The sequence below is a fragment of the Azospirillum oryzae genome (genome assembly GCF_900177515.1).
GTDB classification, from domain to species: domain Bacteria; phylum Pseudomonadota; class Alphaproteobacteria; order Azospirillales; family Azospirillaceae; genus Azospirillum; species Azospirillum oryzae_A.
The window spans coordinates 2,622,593-2,642,836 of record NZ_FXAK01000007.1; the positions used below are offsets into that span (position 1 = coordinate 2,622,593).

Consider the following 20,244-nt stretch of genomic DNA (forward strand, 5'->3'; position numbering starts at 1 on the left):
TGTTCATTGAACAAAACACAGAAAAGTTAAAGCATAGAAGAGATTTGTCTATAAAGAAGCGTAAAGATATTAGACTGGACGACGCCATTATTACTAGGTCAATATTTAGAAATATGGAAAAAAGCTTAATAATACACAATTTGTATATAAAGACAAAGACCCTAAGACACCTAGAAATGGAGTCCTCTTATCCAACGACAACAGTATGCTGCGTAGGTCAAATCGATATGATAAAAAGCATAGAAGTGCTCGTCGATTGTTAATAATATAATTCTCAATCCAAAGCGCAAGAAATGATTTTCATTTGATCCAGTTGGCGCTTACAGAGCGCTTGCAAAAATCTTTTGCACCACTGCTGTCTTCACCTCCGCCCCAAAACGAAACGGCCCCCTTCCCGTGCGGGAAGAGGGCCGACGTCGTTTCAGCTATCCGAACCGGCTCAGTCGCGCTTGACCGTGTCGCTGTTCAGCGCGGCCTGGGCGGCGGCGAGGCGGGCGATCGGCACGCGGTAGGGCGAGCAGGAGACATAGGTCAGCCCGACCTTCTCGCAGAAGGAGATCGAGGCCGGGTCGCCGCCATGCTCGCCGCAGATGCCCAGCTTGATGTCCGGACGGACCTTGCGGCCGCGCTCGGTGGCGATCTCCACCAGTTCGCCGACGCCGGTGACGTCCAGCGACTGGAACGGGTCCTGCTCCAGGATGCCCTGGCGCTGGTACTCCGGCAGGAAGCTGCCGGCGTCGTCGCGCGACAGGCCCAGCGTGGTCTGGGTCAGGTCGTTGGTGCCGTAGCTGAAGAACTCGGCCGACTCGGCGATCTCGCCGGCCTTCAGGGCCGCGCGCGGGATCTCGATCATCGTGCCGGTCAGGTACTCCACCGTCACGCCGGTCTCGGCCTTCACCTGCTCGGCGGCGCGGTCGATCACCGCCTTGAGGATGTCGAACTCCTTCTTCGTGATGATCAGCGGGATCATCACTTCGGGAATGACGGCCTCGCCGGTGGTCTTGGCGACCTCGGCGGCGGCGGCGAAGATGGCGCGGGCCTGCATCTCGTAGATCTCGGGGTACGAGATGCCCAGACGGCAGCCGCGATGGCCCAGCATCGGGTTCGCTTCATGCAGCTGGATGGTGCGGTGGCGCACCCGCAGCGGATCGGTGCCGGTGGCCTGGGCGACCTCCGCCATGTCCTCTTCGGTGTTCGGCAGGAACTCATGCAGCGGCGGGTCGAGCAGGCGGATCGTCACCGGCAGGCCGGTCATGATCGTGAACAGATCGACGAAGTCCTTCTTCTGGAAGGGCTCCAGCTTGGCGAGCGCCTTGCGGCGGCCGGCCTCGTCCTCCGCCAGGATCATCTCGCGGACGGCCAGGATGCGCTCCGGGTCGAAGAACATGTGCTCGGTGCGCGACAGGCCGATGCCCTCGGCGCCGAACTTCCGCGCGGTGCGGGCGTCCAGCGGGGTCTCGGCGTTGGCGCGGATCTTCATCCGGCGGATGCCGTCGGCCCAGCCCATCAGGGTGGCGAAGTCGCCCGACAGCTCCGGCTGGATCGTCGGCACCTCGCCCAGCATCACCTCGCCGGTGGAGCCGTCGATGGTGACGATGTCGCCTTCCTTCACGGTGACGCCGCGGACGGCCATCTGCTTGGTCTTGTAGTCGATGCGCAGGTCGCCGGCGCCCGACACGCAGGCACGGCCCATGCCGCGGGCGACCACCGCCGCGTGGCTGGTCATGCCGCCGCGGCTGGTCAGGATGCCGCGGGCGGCGTGCATGCCGTGGATGTCCTCGGGCGAGGTCTCGATGCGGCAGAGGATCACCGCCTCGCCCTTGCCCGCCATCTGCTCGGCCTCGTCGGCGGTGAACACCACCTTGCCGGACGCGGCGCCGGGGGAGGCCGGCAGGCCCTTGGCGATGACCTTGCGGTCGGCCTTGGGGTCCAGCGTCGGGTGCAGCAGCTGGTCGAGCGAGGCCGGATCGATGCGGCGGACCGCCTCGTTCCGGTCGATGACGCCCTCGTTCGCCAGATCGACGGCGATCTTCAGCGCCGCCGGGGCGGTGCGCTTGCCGTTGCGAGTCTGCAGCATGAACAGCTTGTTCTGCTGAACCGTGAACTCGATGTCCTGCATGTCGCGGTAGTGCTTCTCCAGCGTGAGGCGGACCTCGTTCAGCTGGTTGAACACCTCCGGCATCACCTCCTCCATGGCGGGGAGGTCGGACTTGTTGGCGATCTTGCCGGCGATGGTCAGGTGCTGCGGCGTACGGATGCCGGCGACGACGTCCTCACCCTGGGCGTTGACCAGATACTCGCCGTAGAAGGCATTCTCGCCGGTCGACGGGTTGCGGGTGAAGGCCACGCCGGTGGCGCAGTCGTTGCCCATGTTGCCGAAGACCATGCACTGCACGTTGACCGCGGTGCCCCAGTCGGCCGGGATGTCGTGCAGCTTGCGGTAGGTGATGGCGCGGGCGTTCATCCAGGAGCCGAAGACGGCGCCGATGGCGCCCCACAGCTGCTCCTGCACATCCTGCGGGAAGGGCTTGCCCAGCTCGCGCTCGACCGCCTTCTTGTAGTCCTCGATCACCGCCTGCCAATCCTCGGCCGACAGGTCGGTGTCGAGGTTGTAGGACTTGTCGCGCTTGTGGTTGTCGAGGATGTCCTCGAAATGGTGATGCTCAACGTCGAGAACGACGTTGGAGTACATCTGGATGAAGCGGCGATAGCTGTCGTAGGCGAAGCGGCCGTCGCCCGACCGCTTGGCGAGACCGGCGGCGGTCGCGTCGTTCAGGCCCAGGTTCAGGACGGTGTCCATCATGCCCGGCATCGACGCGCGGGCGCCGGAGCGGACCGACACCAGCAGCGGGTTGGCCGGGTCGCCGAACTTGGCGTCCATCGCCTGTTCCAGCCGCGCGATGGCGGCGTTCACCTGCGCCGTCAGCTCCGGCGGATAGGAGCGGCCGTTGGCGTAGAAATAGGTGCACAGCTCGGTGGTGATCGTGAAGCCCGGCGGAACGGGCAGGCCAAGATTGGCCATCTCGGCCAGATTGGCGCCCTTGCCGCCCAGCAGGTTCTTCATATCGGCCCGTCCTTCGGTGGCACCGGCCCCGAAGCTGTAGACCCACTTGGATTCACCCTGGCTCGCCATCGCGGAATTCCTCTCGCCCCATGGTCGTCCGGCATGCGGGTGCTCCCCTTGTGCTCCACGGGCGATCCACCGGGCGGGTCCTTTCCGCTCAGCGAAACACCGTGGTCAGTTTGCTTGACCGCACATGCCGCTGAGTGGACCTTCTATCGCCCCAAACGTTGGGACACAAGACAGTCGCGTGGTCTAGAACGGGATGACCTGCGCTTTGCCGGCAAAGGAGCGTTGCGACTATATCGTATTGCCGGATCTCCATTACTCCGGCGGATCCGCATAAGCACCGATTCGAATGGTGAAATGCGGTCGAAGTACCCCGTAAATCCAAAGAAAAACGGGACCATTTCCACTGCAAATGTTTCAGATGCTGAAGCAGGCGTTGACCGGACACTCCACCCAGTGCTTGCCCTCCCCCGCCAGCCAGCGCACCAGCGCATCGGCCGGCATCGGTCGGGCAAAGCGGTATCCCTGGCCGATGGCGCAGCCTTCCGCCTCCAGCATGAGGTGCTGGGCCTCGCGCTCCACCCCCTCCGCCACGACGGTCAGGCCCAGCGCCTCGCCGATCTGGATGATGGCGCGCACCAGCGGCCGGTTGGCGGCGTCGATGTCCAGCTCCTTGACGAAGCTGCGGTCGATCTTCAGTTCGCCGACGGGGAAGCGCTTCAGGTAGCTGAGGGACGAATAGCCGGTGCCGAAATCGTCGATCGACAGGGTGACGCCCAGCGCATGCAGGGCATCCAGCGCGTCATGGACGCCGACCTCCTCCGTCATCATCAGCCGCTCTGTGATCTCCAGCGTCAGGTCATTGGCCGGAATGCCGTTGGCGGCCAGCACGGCACGGACCTGATCCGGCAGGTCGCCGCGGGCGAAGCGGACGGCCGAGACATTCACCGCCAGCCCCGGCACCGGCACCCCCCCCGCGCGCCAGCGGCCCAACTGCGCCACCGATGTCTGCAGAACCCAGCTGTCCAGCCGGTCGATCAACCCGCACTCCTCGGCCAGCGGCACGAACTCCGCCGGCGACACCGCCCCCCATCGCGGGTGGGTCCAGCGGATCAGTGCCTCCACCCGATGCAGGCAGTGCGGCTTCAGCCGGACCTGGGGCTGGTAATGCAGCTCGAACGGTGCCTCGCCGTCCGGGCAGCCGGCCTCCTGGCGGTCCAGCGCCTCGCGCAGCGCCGCCTCCATCTCCAGCCGGCGCACCGCCTGTTCGTTCATGTCGCGGCGGAAGAAGTGGCAGCGGTTGCGGCCGGCCTGCTTGGCCCGGTACATCGCCGCGTCGGCCTGGCGCAGCAGCGTGTCGAAGTCCAAGCCATCGTCGGGATGGACGGCGATGCCGATGCTGGCGGTCGGGGTCAGCGTCAGGTCGGCCACCGTCAGCGGCACCGACAGGGTGGCCAGCACCCGCTCGGCCAGCAGCGAGGCATGGGCGGCGTCGCAGCCCGGCAGCAATGCCACGAACTCGTCCCCACCCAGCCTGGCCAGCGTGTCGCCCTCGATGAACAGGCGCTTCAGCCGGGTCGCCACCTCCACCAGCAGCCGGTCGCCGACCGCATGGCCCAGCGAATCGTTGACGGTCTTGAAACGGTCGATGTCCAGGAACATCAGCGTCACCGGCTGCCGCGTCCGCCCGGCCAACGCCAGCGCCGCGGTGGCGCGGTCGGCCAGGAGCTGGCGGTTGGGCAGCCCGGTCAGCATGTCGAAATAGGCCAGCCGGTTGATCTCCGCCCGTGCCCGGTCATGTTCGATGGCGAGCGCGCACAGATGCACGCAGGCCTCCACCAGCCGGCGGTGAAAGGGGGCGGCAGGGCGCGGCTCGCGGTAATAGAGCGCGAAGCTGCCCAGCATGCGGGCGTCCCGCCCCTTGATCGGATTGGACCAGCAGGCGGCCAGCCCATGGGCCAGCGGAACCTCGCGATAGGGCGCCCAGCGCGGGTCTTCGGCGATGTCGACGGACATCACCGCCTCGCCCCGGCTCATCGCGCTGCCGCAGCAGCCGACGTCGGGGCCGATGGCCAGCCCGTCGATGGCATTGGCATAGACGGCGGGCAGCGAAGGGGCGGCGGCGACCCGCATGCGGTTCTCGTCGTCACGCAGCATCACCGAACAGGCGACCTCCGGCGCGCAGGCCTCCACCTGCCGGCAGAGGAAATCCAGGACCTGTTTCAGCGACCGGCCGGCGGCCACCAGTTCCAGGACATTCTGCTGCAGGCGTGCCACCGCCTCCGCCCGCTCGCGCTCGTCGAAATCGCGCATCTCGCACAGAAGCAGGACGTCGTCGCCATCGGTCAGGTGCTGCCAGTGCAGATCGACCGGAACCGGATCACGGCGGGGAACGCGCAAGGCACCGGTGCCGGGCGGTGGATGGTCGCTCTCCTTCGCCCCATCCCACACCGCCAGCCAGTCACGACCACCGAAATCGAGCAGGCCGGGCAGCGGGCGGCCGATCAGCGCATCCAGAGGGATGCCGGCCAGCCGGGCGAAACCGGGATTGGCGCCGACGATGGTGCCGTCGGCCGATGTCCAGACCAAGGCCGCGCTCCATTGCGCAGCGGTCGCCCGCAACAGGCGATCGGACGGCAGGCGGTCGTCCAGCGCGGTCCCGGCCGAATCCATGACCCCTGATCCCTCCGGACATGCTTCGGGAACGCCGCGCCGGCGCCCCGGGGGAGTCAGCTAACATGAACACACGCGGCGCGGTCAAGGCCCCTCATCATCCGGCCATCCTGTTGCATCCATACGAGAACGGTTCCAAACAGCGCGCGGTGATCTTGTTCGTGCACAAGCAAAAGGGAGGAAGCGGTTTCCCGCTCCCTCCCCTTTGTCATTCATCGTCCGGCGAGGCTCCCGGGGGAGCGCTCTGTGGAGGATCAGCTGCAGCCGGTGGTCGACCCGCAGCTGTCGCACTTCAGGCAGGTGCCGTTGCGGACCAGGGTCATGTTGCCGCACTCGCCGCAGGGGTCGCCCTCGTAACCACGGGCGCGGGCCTCGCGGATGCGGTCGAAACGCTGATCGCTGGTGCTGCCGCCATAGGCCGTGCCGGTGGCCGCGGTGGCGGCGACATGGCCCTGGGCAGTGGCGGCGGCGACCGTCGGGCTGGCCGCCATGGCCGCTTGGGCGGAAGCCTGGGTGCCGGCCGACGCCGTGACGCTCACGGCAGCGGTGTCGGTGCCGGTGGCGGCGAAGGCCGCCGCGGCGCTGGCCCGTTGGGTCTGGCCGCCATGCAGGACGCGCAGGTTGTTACGGACATAGCCGGTCGACGCGATGCGGCGGACGATGTCGGACGGCTGCACCGGGGTATCCGGCAGGTCGCCCTGCTTGTCGCCGCTGCCGACCGTCGAAGGCACCAGATCCTCCGGCGTGGCGTGCGCCAGATCGGTGCGGTTCAGGTAGGAGATGGCGATCTCGCGGAAGATGTAGTCGATGATCGACGTCGCCATCTTGATGGTGTCGTTGCCGGTCACCATGCCCGACGGCTCGAAGCGCGTGAAGGTAAAGGCCTCCACGAACTCCTCCAGCGGCACGCCATACTGCAGGCCGATCGACACCGCGATGGCGAAGTTGTTCATCAGCGACCGGAAGGCGGCGCCTTCCTTGTGCATGTCGATGAAGATCTCGCCCAGGCGGCCGTCCTCATACTCGCCGGTGCGCAGATACACCTTGTGGCCGCCGACATTGGCCTTCTGGGTGTAGCCCTTGCGGCGGTGCGGCAGACGCTCGCGCGAGCTGCTCTTCCGCTCCACCACCCGCTCGATCACCTTCTCGACGATGCGCTCGGTGACCATCTGGGCGCGGACGGCGGCCGGCGCCTCGATCACCGCCTCGACCGCCTCGCCATCCTCCTCGTCGTCAAGCAGGGCGGCCTGCAGCGGCTGGCTCAGCTTGGAGCCGTCGCGGTACAGCGCGTTCGCCTTCAGGCCCAGGCGCCAGGACATCAGGTAGGCGTCCTTGCACTCGTCGACCGTCGCCGTGTTCGGCATGTTGATGGTCTTGGAGATGGCGCCGGAGATGAAGGGCTGCGCCGCCGCCATCATCGTGATGTGCGATTCCCAGGACAGGAAGCGCTTGCCGATGCGGCCGCAGGGGTTGGCGCAGTCGAACACCGCCAGATGCTCGTCCTTGAGGAAGGGCGCGCCTTCCAGCGTCATGGCGCCGCAGCAGAAGGTGTTGGCCTGCTCGATCTGCGCCTTGGTGAAGCCGATGTGGCTCAGCAGGTCGAAGCCGGGGGCGTCCAGCGTCTCCGCCGGGATGCCCAGAGTCTGGGTGCAGAAGTCGGCGCCGATGGTCCAGCGGTTGAAGACGAACTTGATGTCGAAGGCGGTGGTCAGGTTGCCTTCCAGACGCTCCAGCAGCTCGTCGGTGAAGCCCTTGGCCTTCAGCGACTCGTGGTTCACGCCGGGGGCGTTCTTCAGCGTGCCGTGGCCGACGGCGTAGAGCGCGATCTCTTCGATCTGCTCCGGGGTGTAGCCGAGCGTCTTCAGCGCCTCCGGCACCAGCCGGTTGACGATCTTGAAGTAGCCGCCGCCGGCCAGCTTCTTGAACTTCACCAGGGCGAAGTCGGGCTCGATGCCGGTGGTGTCGCAGTCCATCACCAGACCGATGGTGCCGGTCGGGGCGACCACGGTGGCCTGGGCGTTGCGGTAGCCGTGGGCCTCGCCCAGTTCCAGCGCCTCGTCCCACACGCGGACGGCGGCGAGCGCCAGCTCCTGGTCCGGGCAGAGGTCGGCGACGAAGGGCACCGGCTCGACCGCCAGACCCTCATAGCCGTTCATCTCGCCGTTGGCGGCGCGGCGATGGTTGCGGATGACCCGCAGCATGTGGTCGCGGTTGGCCTCGAAGCCCGGGAACGGGCCCAGCTCCTGCGCCATCTCGGCCGAGGTGGCATAGGCGACGCCGGTCATGACGGCGGAGATGCCGGCGCAGTAGGCGCGGCCCTCGTCCGAGTCGTAGGACAGGCCCGACGCCATCAGCAGGCCGCCGAGGTTGGCGAAGCCCAGGCCCAGCGTGCGGAACTCGTAGGAGAGCTGGGCGATTTCCTTCGACGGGAACTGCGCCATCAGCACGGAGATTTCCAGCACGATGGTCCACAGCCGGCAGGCATGCTCGAACGCCTCGACGTCGAAGGAGCCGTCCTTCAGACGGAACGACATCAGGTTCAGCGACGCCAGATTGCAGGCGGTGTCGTCGAGGAACATGTACTCCGAGCACGGGTTCGAGGCGTTGATGCGCCCCGAGGCCGGGCAGGTGTGCCACTCGTTGATGGTGCTGTCGAACTGCACGCCCGGGTCGGCGCAGGCCCAGGCGGCGTAGCCGACCTTGTCCCACAGGTCGCGGGCGCGGACGGTCTTCACCACCTTGCCGTTGGTGCGGCCGATCAGGTTCCAGTCGGCATCGTCCAGCACCGCCTGCACGAACTCGTTGGAGATGCGCACGGAGTTGTTGGAGTTCTGGCCGGAGACCGTCAGATAGGCTTCCGAATCCCAGTCGGTGTTGTAGGTCTTGAACTCAATGGAGGTGAAGCCCTGGCCGGCGAACTGGATCACGCGCTGGATGTAGTTCTCCGACACCTGATCCTTGCGGGCGGCGAGGATCGCCTTCTTCAGCTCCTTGTTCTCCTTCGGGTCCAGACCCGACTGGGCGGCGGCCATCACCGCCGTCAGGTGCTTCTGGCAGATCTTGGAGCCGGTCACCAGTGCGGCGACCTTCTGCTCCTCGTTCACCTTCCAGTCGATGTAGCCTTCGATGTCCGGGTGGTCCATGTCCACCGTGACCATCTTGGCCGCACGGCGGGTGGTGCCGCCCGACTTGATGGCGCCGGCCGCGCGGTCGCCGATCTTCAGGAAGCTCATCAGGCCCGACGACTTGCCGCCGCCGGCCAGCTTCTCGCCCTCGCCGCGCAGCTTGGAGAAGTTGGAGCCGGTGCCCGAGCCATACTTGAACAGGCGGGCCTCACGCACCCACAGGTCCATGATGCCGCCCTCGTTGACGAGGTCGTCGGCGACGGACTGGATGAAGCAGGCGTGCGGCTGCGGGTGCTCGTAGGCCGAGGCGGACGAGGTCAGCAGGCCGGTCTTGAAATCGACGTAGAAGTGGCCCTGGCTCGGGCCGTCGATGCCATAGGCCCAGTGCAGGCCGGTGTTGAACCACTGCGGGCTGTTCGGGGCCGCCATCTGGGCGGCCAGCATGAAGCGCATCTCGTCGAAGAAAGTGCGGGCATCGGCTTCAGTGTCGAAATAGCCGCCCTTCCAGCCCCAATAGGTCCAGGTGCCGGCCAGACGATCGAACACCTGCTTGGCCGAATTCTCACCGACAAAGCGCTTTTCCTTCGGCAGCGCGGCCAGCTTCTCTTGGTCCGCTTCCTTGCGCCACAGCCAGGACGGAACGGTGTTCTCCTCCACGGCGCGGAGCGCGGCGGGGACGCCGGCCTTGCGGAAATACTTCTGGGCCAGAATGTCGCTGGCGACCTGCGAGAAGTTGTCCGGCACCTCGATGCCGGTCTGCTGGAAGACGATCGTTCCATCCGGGTTGCGGATCTCGCTGGTCGCCTGGCGGAAACCGAGGCTGGCGTAGGCGTCCTGACCTTCGTGCGTGAAACGACGCTCGATCCGCATGATGAGACTGTCCCCTGCTTGGAGCACGCCGCGGCGCGCTCGAATGGAAATGTGGTGCGACCCGTACCGATCCGAAGCTGCCGGCGGTTCTGTCCGCCGTCCGGCCCGGCAACGCAGATGGCGCCGTACAAACAGGGGCCTCTTGCCCGACTGTCCGCCGTCGCCGCTGTGCTGCCGGGACCGGGGCCGCCGCTTGAGGCCGGCCGGGTCACGTGGGCCGCATCCTAGCCAGCGCGACGGGGCCAAGCAAGCCCCACTCTGCTAGATATTGTGGTTGACATGACAGAACCCCTCAAAACCTTGATCTTGTGGTGTTCAACCCGTTACCGGGGATCCTGTTCCCGCCTGCCAAGCAAATTTTTTGGGGAGGCGGTGGCTGGGCCGCATTGCGGCCGGAAGGCACCAATTGTGGGCACTCAATGGCCGCCGGTGCTGACGATGACCGCGGCACCCCCGATTAGAGCGCAAAACGTGCCCGACCGCCAGAGCTTCCTTGCGGTGAAAATCAACATGTTGTTGCCAATATGCTGTTGCACCCACCACCGATTCGCCGCGGAGCGACTCGGACCAAGCCACCGGAATCCAAGGGGCGACTCGAAAAGGCCCGTCGTTCCCACCCCCGAGTCGCCGCTGTTTCGCCGAGGGTTCGGCACGGAAGAGGGGTAGTGGCAGCGAGCCCGCAACTATTTCATGCGATCCCGGTTGAGGCCCATGGAGCCAAGGTGAATCTCACACGATCCTGGGGGAGGAGAGGCGCCCATGCTGAAGATCACCCACAAGATGTGGTTTGCATTGCCTGCGCTGACACTGCTGGTCGGCATGGCGACTCCGCAGGGGGCGGCCGGACAGACGGTCATCATCGACGGCTCGACTCCGGCCGTCGGCGCCACGGTGGAGCGCAAGACCGGCCCCAGCGTCGACCAGTTGATGAATCGCAGCGTCGTCGGCGCCGACGGGTCGAAGATCGGCACCGTCACCGACGTGATCCTCGATGACAAGGGCGAGGCCCAATACATCGTCATCCATTCGGGCGGCATTCTGGGCTTCGGCGGCAAGGACATCGCGGCCGACCTGACCCTGGCCGACCTGCGCACCGGCAGCGAGGCGATCCGTCTGCGCGAAGTGACCGCCGCCAGCGTCCGCGACATGCCGGAATTCCGCTACGACGACAGCATCACGTCCCTGACCCGCAGTCCGGAGCCGCAGCGGTAGGCGACGGGTGCTTGGCGGTTCGGGAGATCGAGAGTGTGGGCACAAGGTTTGACATGGATGTCACGGATTACACGGATGTGGCGTCGCGAAGCAGTTGCGGAATGAAAAGCCACTGCATCCATCGACAGGAACAGGGCTTGCGTAACGTTCGTCGGTCGGCAGGGCGTCCGTTTACCAAGCCAAAAAATCCGTGTAATCCGTGTCTAAATCCGTGACATCCGTGTTTATCTTGCCCGACATCCCGGCACGCCGCCGACTGCCAACCGCCTCCACCGAACTTCTAAAGAGAAAGGCCGCGCCCCAACCGGGACGCGGCCTTTCTCTTACTCTTCCGGGAGATCGCGAGCCCCCTCCCCTACGTCACCGTAAGGGAGGATGGCCTCAGACGATCACTCGTCGTTCTGCTGCTTGCGCTTCAGAGCGGCGCCCAGGATGTCGCCCAGCGAGGCGCCCGAGTCGGACGAACCGAACTCGGCCATCGCCTGCTTCTCTTCCTCCATCTCGCGGGCCTTGATGGACAGCGAGATGCGGCGGGAAGCGCGGTCGATCTGGGTGACCTTGGCATCGACCTTCTCGCCGACGGCGAAACGGTCCGGGCGCTGTTCGGAACGGTCGCGGGACAGGTCCGACTTGCGGATGAAGCCGGTGTAGCCCTCGCCGACGGTCACTTCGATGCCGCCGTCCGTCACCTGCGTCACGGTGCAGGTCACGACCTCGTTCTTCTTCAGGCCGGCAGTGGCCGACTCGAACGGATCGCTGGCCAGCTGCTTGATGCCCAGGCTGATGCGCTCCTTCTCGACGTCGACGTCGAGAACCTTGACCTTGACGCGGTCGCCCTTCTTGTACTCGGCGATCGCCTCTTCACCCGACTTGTTCCAGTCGAGATCGGACATGTGGACCATGCCGTCGATGTCGCCCGGGAGGCCGACGAACAGACCGAACTCGGTGATGTTCTTGACTTCGCCTTCCAGCTCGGTGCCAGGACCGAACTTGTCGGTGAAGGTCTCCCACGGGTTGTCCAGGCACTGCTTCAGGCCGAGGCTGATGCGGCGCTTCTGCGGATCGACGTCCAGGACCATGACCTCGACTTCCTGCGAAGTCGACACGATCTTGCCCGGATGGACGTTCTTCTTGGTCCAGGACATTTCCGAAACGTGGACCAGGCCCTCGATCCCCGGCTCCAGCTCCACGAAGGCGCCGTAGTCGGTGATGTTGGTGACGCGGCCCTTGAACTTCGCGCCGACCGGATACTTGGCCTCGACGCCTTCCCACGGGTCGGCTTCGAGCTGCTTCATGCCCAGGCTGATGCGCTGGGTTTCCGGGTTGAAGCGGATGACCTGGACCGTGACGGTCTGGCCGATCTGCAGGGCTTCCGACGGATGGTTGATGCGGCGCCACGCGATGTCGGTGACGTGCAGCAGGCCATCGACGCCGCCCAGGTCGACGAACGCACCGTAGTCGGTGATGTTCTTGACGACGCCCTGGAGGATCTGGCCTTCCTTGAGGTTGGCCACCAGCTCCGAACGGGCCTCGGCGCGGCTCTCTTCGAGCACGGCGCGGCGAGACACGACGATGTTGCCGCGCGAGCGGTCCATCTTCAGGATCTGGAACGGCTGCGGGGTGCCCAGCAGCGGGGAGATGTCGCGGACCGGACGGATGTCGACCTGCGAACCGGGCAGGAAGGCAACGGCGCCCGACAGGTCGACCGTGAAGCCGCCCTTGACGCGGCCGAAGATGACGCCGGTGACGCGGGTCTGGTCGTTGAACGACTTCTCCAGCAGGGCCCAGGCCTCTTCGCGCTTCGCCTTCTCACGGCTCAGCATCGCTTCGCCGTTCTTGTCTTCCATCCGCTCGAGGTAGACCTCGACGGTGTCGCCCGCCTTCAGCTCGGGCGGCTGGCCGGCAACGGCGAATTCCTTCAGCGCGACGCGGCCTTCCGACTTCAGACCGACGTCGATGGTGACCATGTCGTTCTCGACGGCGACGACGCGTCCCTTGACGACCGTACCTTCGAGCGACTCGGCCGCGCCCAGCGACTCTTCGAGCAGAGACGCAAAGCTTTCCTTTTCGACCGTGCGGGCCAGTGACTGTGCCATTGAAACTCCTAAAGGTGGCGCGAAAGCGGCCCCGTTCCGGTCCCTCCCGCGGCAAAACGGGTGGGACCTCGACCGAACCGCCGCGCCGGGCACCACGCCCGGCGACTTGGTTGATGGTTTTCCTTGGAGGGAGTCGGACCCGTTCGCGCCGCCACCGGCGGCCCGTCAACGGAGGTCGGAAGCGACCGCGTTACGCCGCGGGCTTCAGGCCGGTTTTCGAACCGATGTGGGCGACCGCCATCGAGAACACCTGATCGGCATCGAGAGCGGACGTATCAAGCACAAAAGCGTCGGCAGCCGGACGGAGCGGGGCCACCGCTCTCTGGCTGTCGCGCGCATCACGAGCCTTCATGTCCTCCAGGACATCGGAGGATATAGCCGGAATCCCCCGTCTCTGCAACTCCTTGAGTCGCCGTTCGGCCCGGACCTCCACCGAAGCGGTAATGAAGAGTTTGGCCTGGGCATCGGGACAGACCACCGTTCCGATGTCGCGCCCGTCCAGAACCGCCCCCGGCGCGCCGCCCGGCGGATGGCTTGCAAAGCGCCGCTGGAAGTCGAGAAGCGCCGCCCGCACCTCCGGCACCGCCGCCACCTTGCTGGCCGCCTGCGCCGCCTCGTCGGTGCGCAGGGCCACCTCCTGCAGGATCGGGTGCTCGGGGTGCAGCTCGTAGGCCGCGCGCGCCGCCGCTGCATTGTCGGCCGGATCGCCGCCGGCCCGCAGGACCGACACGCCGACCGCGCGGTACAGCACGCCGGTGTCGAGATGGGCGAAGCCGAAGGCGTCGGCGATGCGCTGCGACAGGGTGCCCTTGCCGCTGGCGGCCGGGCCGTCGATGGCGACGACGACCGCCTTGCCCGGCGACTCCTGGTTGGAAAGCGGCTGCGTCATCGCCTCACGCCTCCACAATCTTCGCGCCGAGCCCGTTCATCAACCCGACGAAGCCGGGGAAGCTGGTGTCGATGAAGGCGCCGTCGTCGACCGACACCGGCTCCTCCGTCGCCATGCCCAGCACCAGGAAGCTCATGGCGATGCGGTGGTCCATGGCGGTGAGGACGGTGGCGCCGCCCTTCGGCCCCTTGCCGGTTCCCCCGGTGCCATGCACCGTCAGGCTGTCGTCGGCGCCGACCTCGACCGACACGCCGCAGCGGGTCAGGCCTTCCGCCACCATGGCGAGGCGGTCGCTCTCCTTCACCCGCAGTTCCTTCAGGCCCAGCATCACCGTGGTGCCCTCGGCACAGGCGGCGGCGGCGGCCAGGACCGGGTATTCGTCGATCATGCTGGGCGCGCGGTCGGCCGGCACCACCACGCCCTTCAGGGCGCTGTGCTTCACCCGCAGGTCGGCCACCGGCTCGCCCGCCTGATCGCGGCGGTTCTCGAAGGCGATATCGGCGCCCATCTCCACCAGCGTGTCATAGAGACCGGTGCGGCGCGGGTTCATGCCGACGTCGTTCAGCAGCAGCTCCGAGCCCGGCCGCAGCAGGGCGGCGACCGCCGGGAAGGCGGCGCTGCTGGGATCGGCCGGAACATGGATGGTGCGGCCGGTCAGCTCCGGCTGGCCGACGACGGTGACGGCCAGCGCGCCGTCCTCCAGCCGCTCGGTCGTCACGGTTGCGCCGAAATGGCGCAGCATCAGTTCGGTGTGGTCGCGCGTCGGCTCCGCCTCGATCACCGTGGTGGCGCCGGCGGTGTTCAGGCCGGCCAGCAGGATCGCCGACTTGACCTGGGCGGAGGCCACCGGCAGGCGGTAGGTGATCGGGACCAGATCGCCGCTGCCGACCACGGTCAGCGGCAGCCGCCCGCCGGACCGGCCGACGAAGCGGGCGCCCATCTCCTCCAGCGGTTTGGTGACGCGGGCCATCGGGCGCTTGTTCAGCGAGGCGTCGCCGGTGAAGACGCAGGTGATCGGATGGCCGGCGACCAGCCCCATCAGCAGGCGGGCGGCGGTGCCGCTGTTGCCCATGTCCAGAACCTGCGCCGGTTCCTGCAACGCCCCCAGCCCGACGCCGCGCACGCGCCAGACGCCGTTCTCGTTCCGCTCCGCCTCCGCTCCCAGCAGGCGCATCGCCGCCGCGGTGTGCAGGACGTCTTCCCCCTCCAGCAGGCCGTGGATCACCGTCTCGCCCACCGCGATGGCGCCCAGCATCAGCGACCGGTGCGAGATCGACTTGTCGCCGGGCACGCGGATGCTGCCCCGGATCGCGCCGGTGGTGGTGGAGCGCAGCGGCCTTGCATGCGTCATGGGACGGGTCCTTCGGATCGGAACGGGAAGCGGATATGGCCGCCGTTCCTATCACAGCCCCCGCCCCGATGCGAGAGGGCCGGGCACTCCCCCCTCCCCTCCTCGGGCCCTCCCTCAGGCGAGCCGGGCAAATACGGCCGGGCACCAATGAAAAGAGGCCGCCCGAAGGCGGCCCCGAGTTCAAGGAGGAAACCAAATGGAGGAGTTGCACACTGTGCAGGTCCGTTCTAGCGAGTTATGGTTAACGCCCTGTAAAGGCAACCCCTGTCCGAGCGGGATACCTCTTTCCCGCTGCTGCCGCGGCACGGCGATCACCCGGCCGCTTCATCTTTTTTTTGACAAGCGTCTCAGGGCATGGCAAAGGGCGCCTCTTGAGAACCCCCTGATTTTTTGTGACGGAGGACGTGGCGTGGCCAAACCCGAATGGGGCGTCAAGCGCATCTGCCCGAGCTGTGGCGCTCGTTACTATGACATGCGCAAGGACCCGCCGGTCTGCCCGAGCTGTGGCGCGCAGTTCGATCCCGAGGCTCTGCTGAAGTCCCGCAAGGCCCGTCCGGCCCCGGCCGACGACACCAAGAAGGTGGTCGCCGTGGCGGAGGACGAGGAAGAGGCCGAGACCGAGACCGAGACCACGGAACTGGAGGACGTCGAGGACGACATGTCCGTCGACGACATCGAGGAAGCCGACGACGCCACCGAGGATGAGGACGACGTCCTGATCGAGGACACGTCCGAACTGGGCGAGGACGACATGGACGAGGTCGTCGATGTCGAAGGCGAGGACGAGGAGGAGCGCTGACCGGCGCCCTTCCCGGTGACTGCTTTCCGGTGGGGGCGGAAGGTCCGGCGGGGTGGTGAAAAAAAGCGCGGCGGGGCGAATTTTCCGCTTGCATCACTCCACCGCCTGACTATTATCCCGCTCCACCAAGGCCGGACGGAAACGACCGGCCCCCAGAGTTAAAGGGGCCATAGCTCAGCTGGGAGAGCGCTACAATGGCATTGTAGAGGTCAGGAGTTCGATCCTCCTTGGCTCCACCAAATCGATCAAGGGCTCGGCGAGCAATCGCCGGGCCCTTGATGCTTTTGCACCATGCTCCCGGTCGAACCGCCGGCTTTGCCCATACTTGCCGGTTCAGTCTGGATAAATGGCCGGGCATATGCGATGCCGCCGCGCAAGGAATCGGCACGGCGGCATCCGCAGGGTTCCGGCCGGCTACTTCAGCCAGCGATCGAACACCGCCTGATACTGGCCGGTGGCAACGGCTTGGTGCAGCCACTGGTCGATCCACAGCTTCAGCACGATGTCGCGCGGCAGCAGGAAGGCCTTTTCCGAGAAGTCGAAGGGCTTGTCCGGATGGACGGCGCACAGCTCCGGATGCAGCTTCTGCTGAAGCCGGGTCTCCACCGCGTCGGTGATCATCAGGTCGGCCTTGCCGGCGACGATCTGGTCGAAGATGGTGACGTTGTCCGGATGCACCTCGATCTGCGCATTGTGGATGTGGGCGCGGGCGAATTTCTCGTTGGTGCCGCCGGGGTTGACGATCAGGCGGACGCCGGGCTTGTCGATGTCGGCGACGGTCTGGAAGCGGTCCTTGTTTTCGCAGCGGGTGATCGGCGTCTTGCCGTCGCGCATCAGCGCGTCGGAGAACAGCGCCTTCTTCTGCCGCTCCAACGTCACGGAAACACCGCCGACGGCGATGTCGTACTTGTCGGCCAGCAGGTCGGGCAGCAGGGTGCCCCACGTCGTCTTCACGAACTCCACCTTGACGCCCATGGCCTTGCCCATGGCCTCGGCAAGGTCGATGTCCATGCCCTCGAACTTCTGGGTCTGCGGGTTCAGGTAGGTGAAGGGCTTGTAGTCGCCGGTGGTGCCGACGCGCAGCGTGCCGGCCGACAGCACGGCGTCCAGGCGCGACGTCTCGGTTGCCGTGCCGGCGGCCTGCGCGGCGGGTGCGGTCTGCGCCACGGCCGTGGTGGACGACATGGCGGCGACGGCACAGACCAGAACCGCGCCGACGGCGGCGGCCAGGCTCCGGCCGCTGCGGCGCAGGGTATGGACAGGCATGAAGGCTTCTCCCTGTAGATTGCTTCGCCAACGAACAGTAGAGCCGGACTTTAGAGGAGACGGCGCCGCTTGACGAGGGATCGCGCCTCTCAGGCCTTCAGCGTCAGCCGGTAGGTGTAGACGTCGCCGCGGAACAGCCCCTCCACATATTCGATCATCCGGCCGGCGGCGGTGTAGCTGCGCCGTTTGATGAGCAGGCAGGCGACCGGTTCGGAAAATCCGAACACCGCGCATTCCTGCGGCAGCGGCAGCGTCGCCTCGATGGTCTGGTCGCAGTGGGTCAGGGGAACGCCGCACTGCTCGCCGAGGCTGGCATAGACCGACCGCGACAGGTCGCAGTCCGGCAGGGCGGGGGCGGCGGCCAGATCGTACCAGGCGGTTTCGCGCGACATGGGAATGCCGTCGCCCCGGCGCACCCGCACCAGCTTCAGGAATTGCGCGGTCGACGGCAGCCCGAAGATGGAGGCGATGGACCGATCGCTGACGACCCGCTGCTCCAGGATATCCGCCGACGGGGTCCGTCCCAGTTCGCGCATCTCCTCGGTGAAGCCTTTCAGCCGGTCCATGCCGGGATGGAGCCGCGGCCCGTCGCCCTGCACGATGAAGCCCAGCCGGCCATGGGCGCTGATCAGCTTGCGGTGGCGCAGCATCTGGTAGGCCCGCTGCACCGTCGCCCGGCTGACACCGAGTCCTTCGGCCAATTGACGCTCCGCCGGCAAGGTCGTACCTGCTGGCACGCTCCCGTTCTCGATCAGCGCAAGCAGCTGTTCCTCAAGCTGCTGATAGAGCGGCTGTGCGGTATCGTCGCGCAGGCGAATCAGCGAGGGCAGCGACGGCCTTGTTCCGGCGGCCTGCGTTTCCGTGGCCTGCTTTTCGGTGTCCCGTTCCACGGCGTGGTCGACAGCTCTCTGTGGAGAAATGACCCGGTTCGACATGGCGAACCCCCAACTGACGGAGGCCAACATGGCGACAGCCTCGACGGATGAGAACATGTTTCTCTTTGTCTTGGGGAGTTTCGTGATCGCCTGCTCCGCCAAAGTCGACAGATTCCCGCAGCCCGGCGAGTCGCTGCGGGCCGAGGCCTTCACGGTGGAAGCCGGCGGCAAGGGGCTGAACCTCGCCATCGGCGCCCGCCGGCTGGGCGTGGGGGTGGACGGCCTGTTCGCGGTCGGCGACGACCTGTTCGGCGGGCTGGCGGAACAGGCGCTGGCCGGCGCCGGACTGTCTCCGGCGCTGATACGCCGCTGCCCGGGGGCGACCGGCGCCGGAATCGGCTTCACCGATCGCGGCGGGGAGAACTGCCTGGCCGTCTATCCCGGCGCCAACCGCCAGCTGTCGGCAGATCATGTCCGCGCCGCTACCGGCCTCCGGAGGGCGGCTCTGGTGCTGGCGCAGTTCGAAATCGACGACGGGGCCATCGTCGAAGCCTTCGCCCTTGCCCGTGCCGCCGGGGTTCGGACCCTGCTCAACCCTTCCCCGTTCCGCGCCCTGCCCGCCGGCCTGCTGGCGCACACCGACATCCTGGTGGTGAACGCGGTGGAAGCCGCACAGATGGCGCAGGCCCTTGCCCCAAGGCTCGATATCGACATGGATGCCGAGCCGCTGTCGGCCGCCGCATCGGCCGACGCGTTTCTCGCCCTTGGTCCCGGCCTTGTGGTCGTCACCTTGGGTGCGCGCGGTGCCGTGGCCTGTCGGCGGGGGGCCGCGCCCCTCCACCAGCCGGCTTTCCCGGTCGCGACGGTCGATACGCTGGGCGCCGGCGACGCCTTTACCGCCGGGTTGGCGGCCGGACTGGTCCAGGGCCGGCCGCTGGAGGAGTGCCTGGAGCGTGCCGCCGCCTGCGGGGCGATCGTTGCCGGACGGATCGGCGTGGCCGCCGCACTGCCGACCACCGAAGAGCTGGAGCGCTTTCTGGCCGGTTCCTGAGGATGACGGCGTCCACGAATCGCGGTTGTTCGTACCCCTCACGATCGCTTGGCTTTGGACTGTTTTTGGACCTACCATAACCAGTCCAAACGAGCCGCCCGCGGTGTCCTGCGGTGCGGATGGGAGGTCCGTCATGATCGGTCTCGCCGCCCACTCAACCGCCGGCCTGTCGGCTTTCTTCTCACCGGGACTTCCGCCATCCGCGGAGGCGTCCGACCATCAGGGACCGGCAGCCCCCCTGGGCGTCCGTTCGACCGGAACCGTTGCGGACGTCGACGCGTTCACCCTTGTTTGGCTGCTTGACCGGCTCGACCAGATCGTTCTGCTGGTCGATGCCGGCGCCCATCTGCTTTTCGCCAACCGCGCGGCAGAGGAGATGCTGCGGGAGGGTCGGTCCATTCGGTTGCACAACGGGACCGTGGAGACCTCCTGCCGATCCGAAACCAGGGCTCTGCAGGATGCCGTCACCGCCTGCCTGCAGTTGGAGGAGACCGGCGGAAAACATGCCCTGCCCATCGTCTGCGGCCGCGGCGCGACACCGCTGGCGGGCTGCGTCGCCGCCCTACCGGCGGAACTGCGCGGGACGAAGCAGGGATTTCCCGTGGCCGCGCTGTTCCTGGCCGATCCGCGGTGCCGCCGCGGCCCATCGGCCGCGCAGCTTCAATCCTGCTTCGGACTGACCGCGGCCGAGGCCAGTCTGGCGAGGGAGATCCTGGCCGGCGACGGGTTGCAGGCCTGTGCCGGCCGGCTTGGAATTTCGCAGACCACCGCCCGCACCCATCTGGGCCATGTCTTCGAAAAGACCGGGACCAGGCGGCAGGCCGAACTGGTGCGCCTGCTGTCGGGACTCCGGCCACAGGTTCGCTTCACCCTGCAGCGGTGAGCGGCCGGGCACGGTTATCCGTTCGGATGCCGGCCCATCCAGAAGGCCATGCCTCCTGCGTTCGGACGATGCTCCTCCGCGATT

General features: G+C 66.7%; 12 protein-coding genes and 1 tRNA gene. 5 read left to right on the forward strand and 8 right to left on the reverse strand.

Going from position 1 to position 20,244, the window contains the following annotated elements; genetic code table 11:
- Positions 1-439 precede the first annotated feature (439 nt).
- The 3 genes from ppdK to B9N97_RS24910 all read right to left on the reverse strand — a co-directional run bounded on the left by ppdK (position 440) and on the right by B9N97_RS24910 (position 9,738).
- On the reverse strand, positions 440-3,133 hold the full coding sequence (gene ppdK, locus B9N97_RS24900; protein ID WP_085090347.1) for a pyruvate, phosphate dikinase: 2,694 nt from the start codon (positions 3,131-3,133) through the stop codon (positions 440-442).
- 354 nt (positions 3,134-3,487) lie between these two features.
- Positions 3,488-5,743, reverse strand: coding sequence for a putative bifunctional diguanylate cyclase/phosphodiesterase (locus B9N97_RS24905; protein WP_085090348.1), 2,256 nt, complete (start codon positions 5,741-5,743; stop codon positions 3,488-3,490).
- Between the two features lie 254 nt (positions 5,744-5,997).
- Positions 5,998-9,738 (reverse strand): vitamin B12-dependent ribonucleotide reductase, encoded by a 3,741-nt coding sequence (locus B9N97_RS24910; protein ID WP_085090349.1) that lies wholly within the window; start codon positions 9,736-9,738, stop codon positions 5,998-6,000.
- Positions 9,739-10,497: 759 nt separating this feature from the next.
- Here B9N97_RS24910 and B9N97_RS24915 point away from each other — a divergent pair.
- Positions 10,498-10,950, forward strand: a complete 453-nt coding sequence (locus tag B9N97_RS24915; RefSeq protein WP_085090350.1) for a PRC-barrel domain-containing protein — start codon at positions 10,498-10,500, stop codon at positions 10,948-10,950.
- A 389-nt stretch (positions 10,951-11,339) separates the two neighbouring features.
- Here the strand turns inward: B9N97_RS24915 and rpsA are convergent, their stop codons facing one another.
- The 3 genes from rpsA to aroA form a co-directional block, all read right to left on the reverse strand.
- Complete coding sequence (rpsA, locus tag B9N97_RS24920) at positions 11,340-13,046, reverse strand: 30S ribosomal protein S1 (protein ID WP_042694362.1); 1,707 nt, start codon at positions 13,044-13,046, stop codon at positions 11,340-11,342.
- 190 nt (positions 13,047-13,236) lie between these two features.
- The gene (gene cmk / locus B9N97_RS24925) at positions 13,237-13,935 is read right to left on the reverse strand and encodes a (d)CMP kinase (protein ID WP_085090351.1); all 699 of its coding nucleotides are present in this window, start codon (positions 13,933-13,935) and stop codon (positions 13,237-13,239) included.
- Positions 13,936-13,939: 4 nt separating this feature from the next.
- Entirely contained in the window at positions 13,940-15,286 is a 1,347-nt protein-coding gene (aroA, locus tag B9N97_RS24930; RefSeq protein ID WP_085090352.1) for a 3-phosphoshikimate 1-carboxyvinyltransferase, read from the reverse strand.
- A 409-nt stretch (positions 15,287-15,695) separates the two neighbouring features.
- On the opposite strand from aroA, the gene B9N97_RS24935 reads away from it, so the two are divergent.
- Entirely contained in the window at positions 15,696-16,085 is a 390-nt protein-coding gene (locus B9N97_RS24935) for a TIGR02300 family protein (RefSeq protein ID WP_085090353.1), read from the forward strand.
- Positions 16,086-16,248: 163 nt separating this feature from the next.
- Positions 16,249-16,324: transfer RNA gene (locus B9N97_RS24940), tRNA-Ala, on the forward strand.
- A 175-nt stretch (positions 16,325-16,499) separates the two neighbouring features.
- On the opposite strand, the gene B9N97_RS24945 is transcribed toward B9N97_RS24940, so the two are convergent.
- Positions 16,500-17,351 (reverse strand): transporter substrate-binding domain-containing protein, encoded by an 852-nt coding sequence (locus B9N97_RS24945; protein ID WP_208621248.1) that lies wholly within the window; start codon positions 17,349-17,351, stop codon positions 16,500-16,502.
- Positions 17,352-17,440: 89 nt separating this feature from the next.
- Complete coding sequence (locus B9N97_RS24950; RefSeq protein ID WP_085090354.1) at positions 17,441-18,241, reverse strand: GntR family transcriptional regulator; 801 nt, start codon at positions 18,239-18,241, stop codon at positions 17,441-17,443.
- A gap of 100 nt (positions 18,242-18,341) precedes the next feature.
- Here B9N97_RS24950 and B9N97_RS24955 point away from each other — a divergent pair, with 100 nt between their 5' ends.
- Positions 18,342-19,277: a ribokinase gene (locus B9N97_RS24955; protein WP_244560884.1), complete on the forward strand. Its 936-nt coding sequence runs from the start codon at positions 18,342-18,344 to the stop codon at positions 19,275-19,277.
- 133 nt (positions 19,278-19,410) lie between these two features.
- Complete coding sequence (locus tag B9N97_RS24960) at positions 19,411-20,160, forward strand: helix-turn-helix transcriptional regulator (protein ID WP_085090355.1); 750 nt, start codon at positions 19,411-19,413, stop codon at positions 20,158-20,160.
- Positions 20,161-20,244 lie beyond the last annotated feature (84 nt).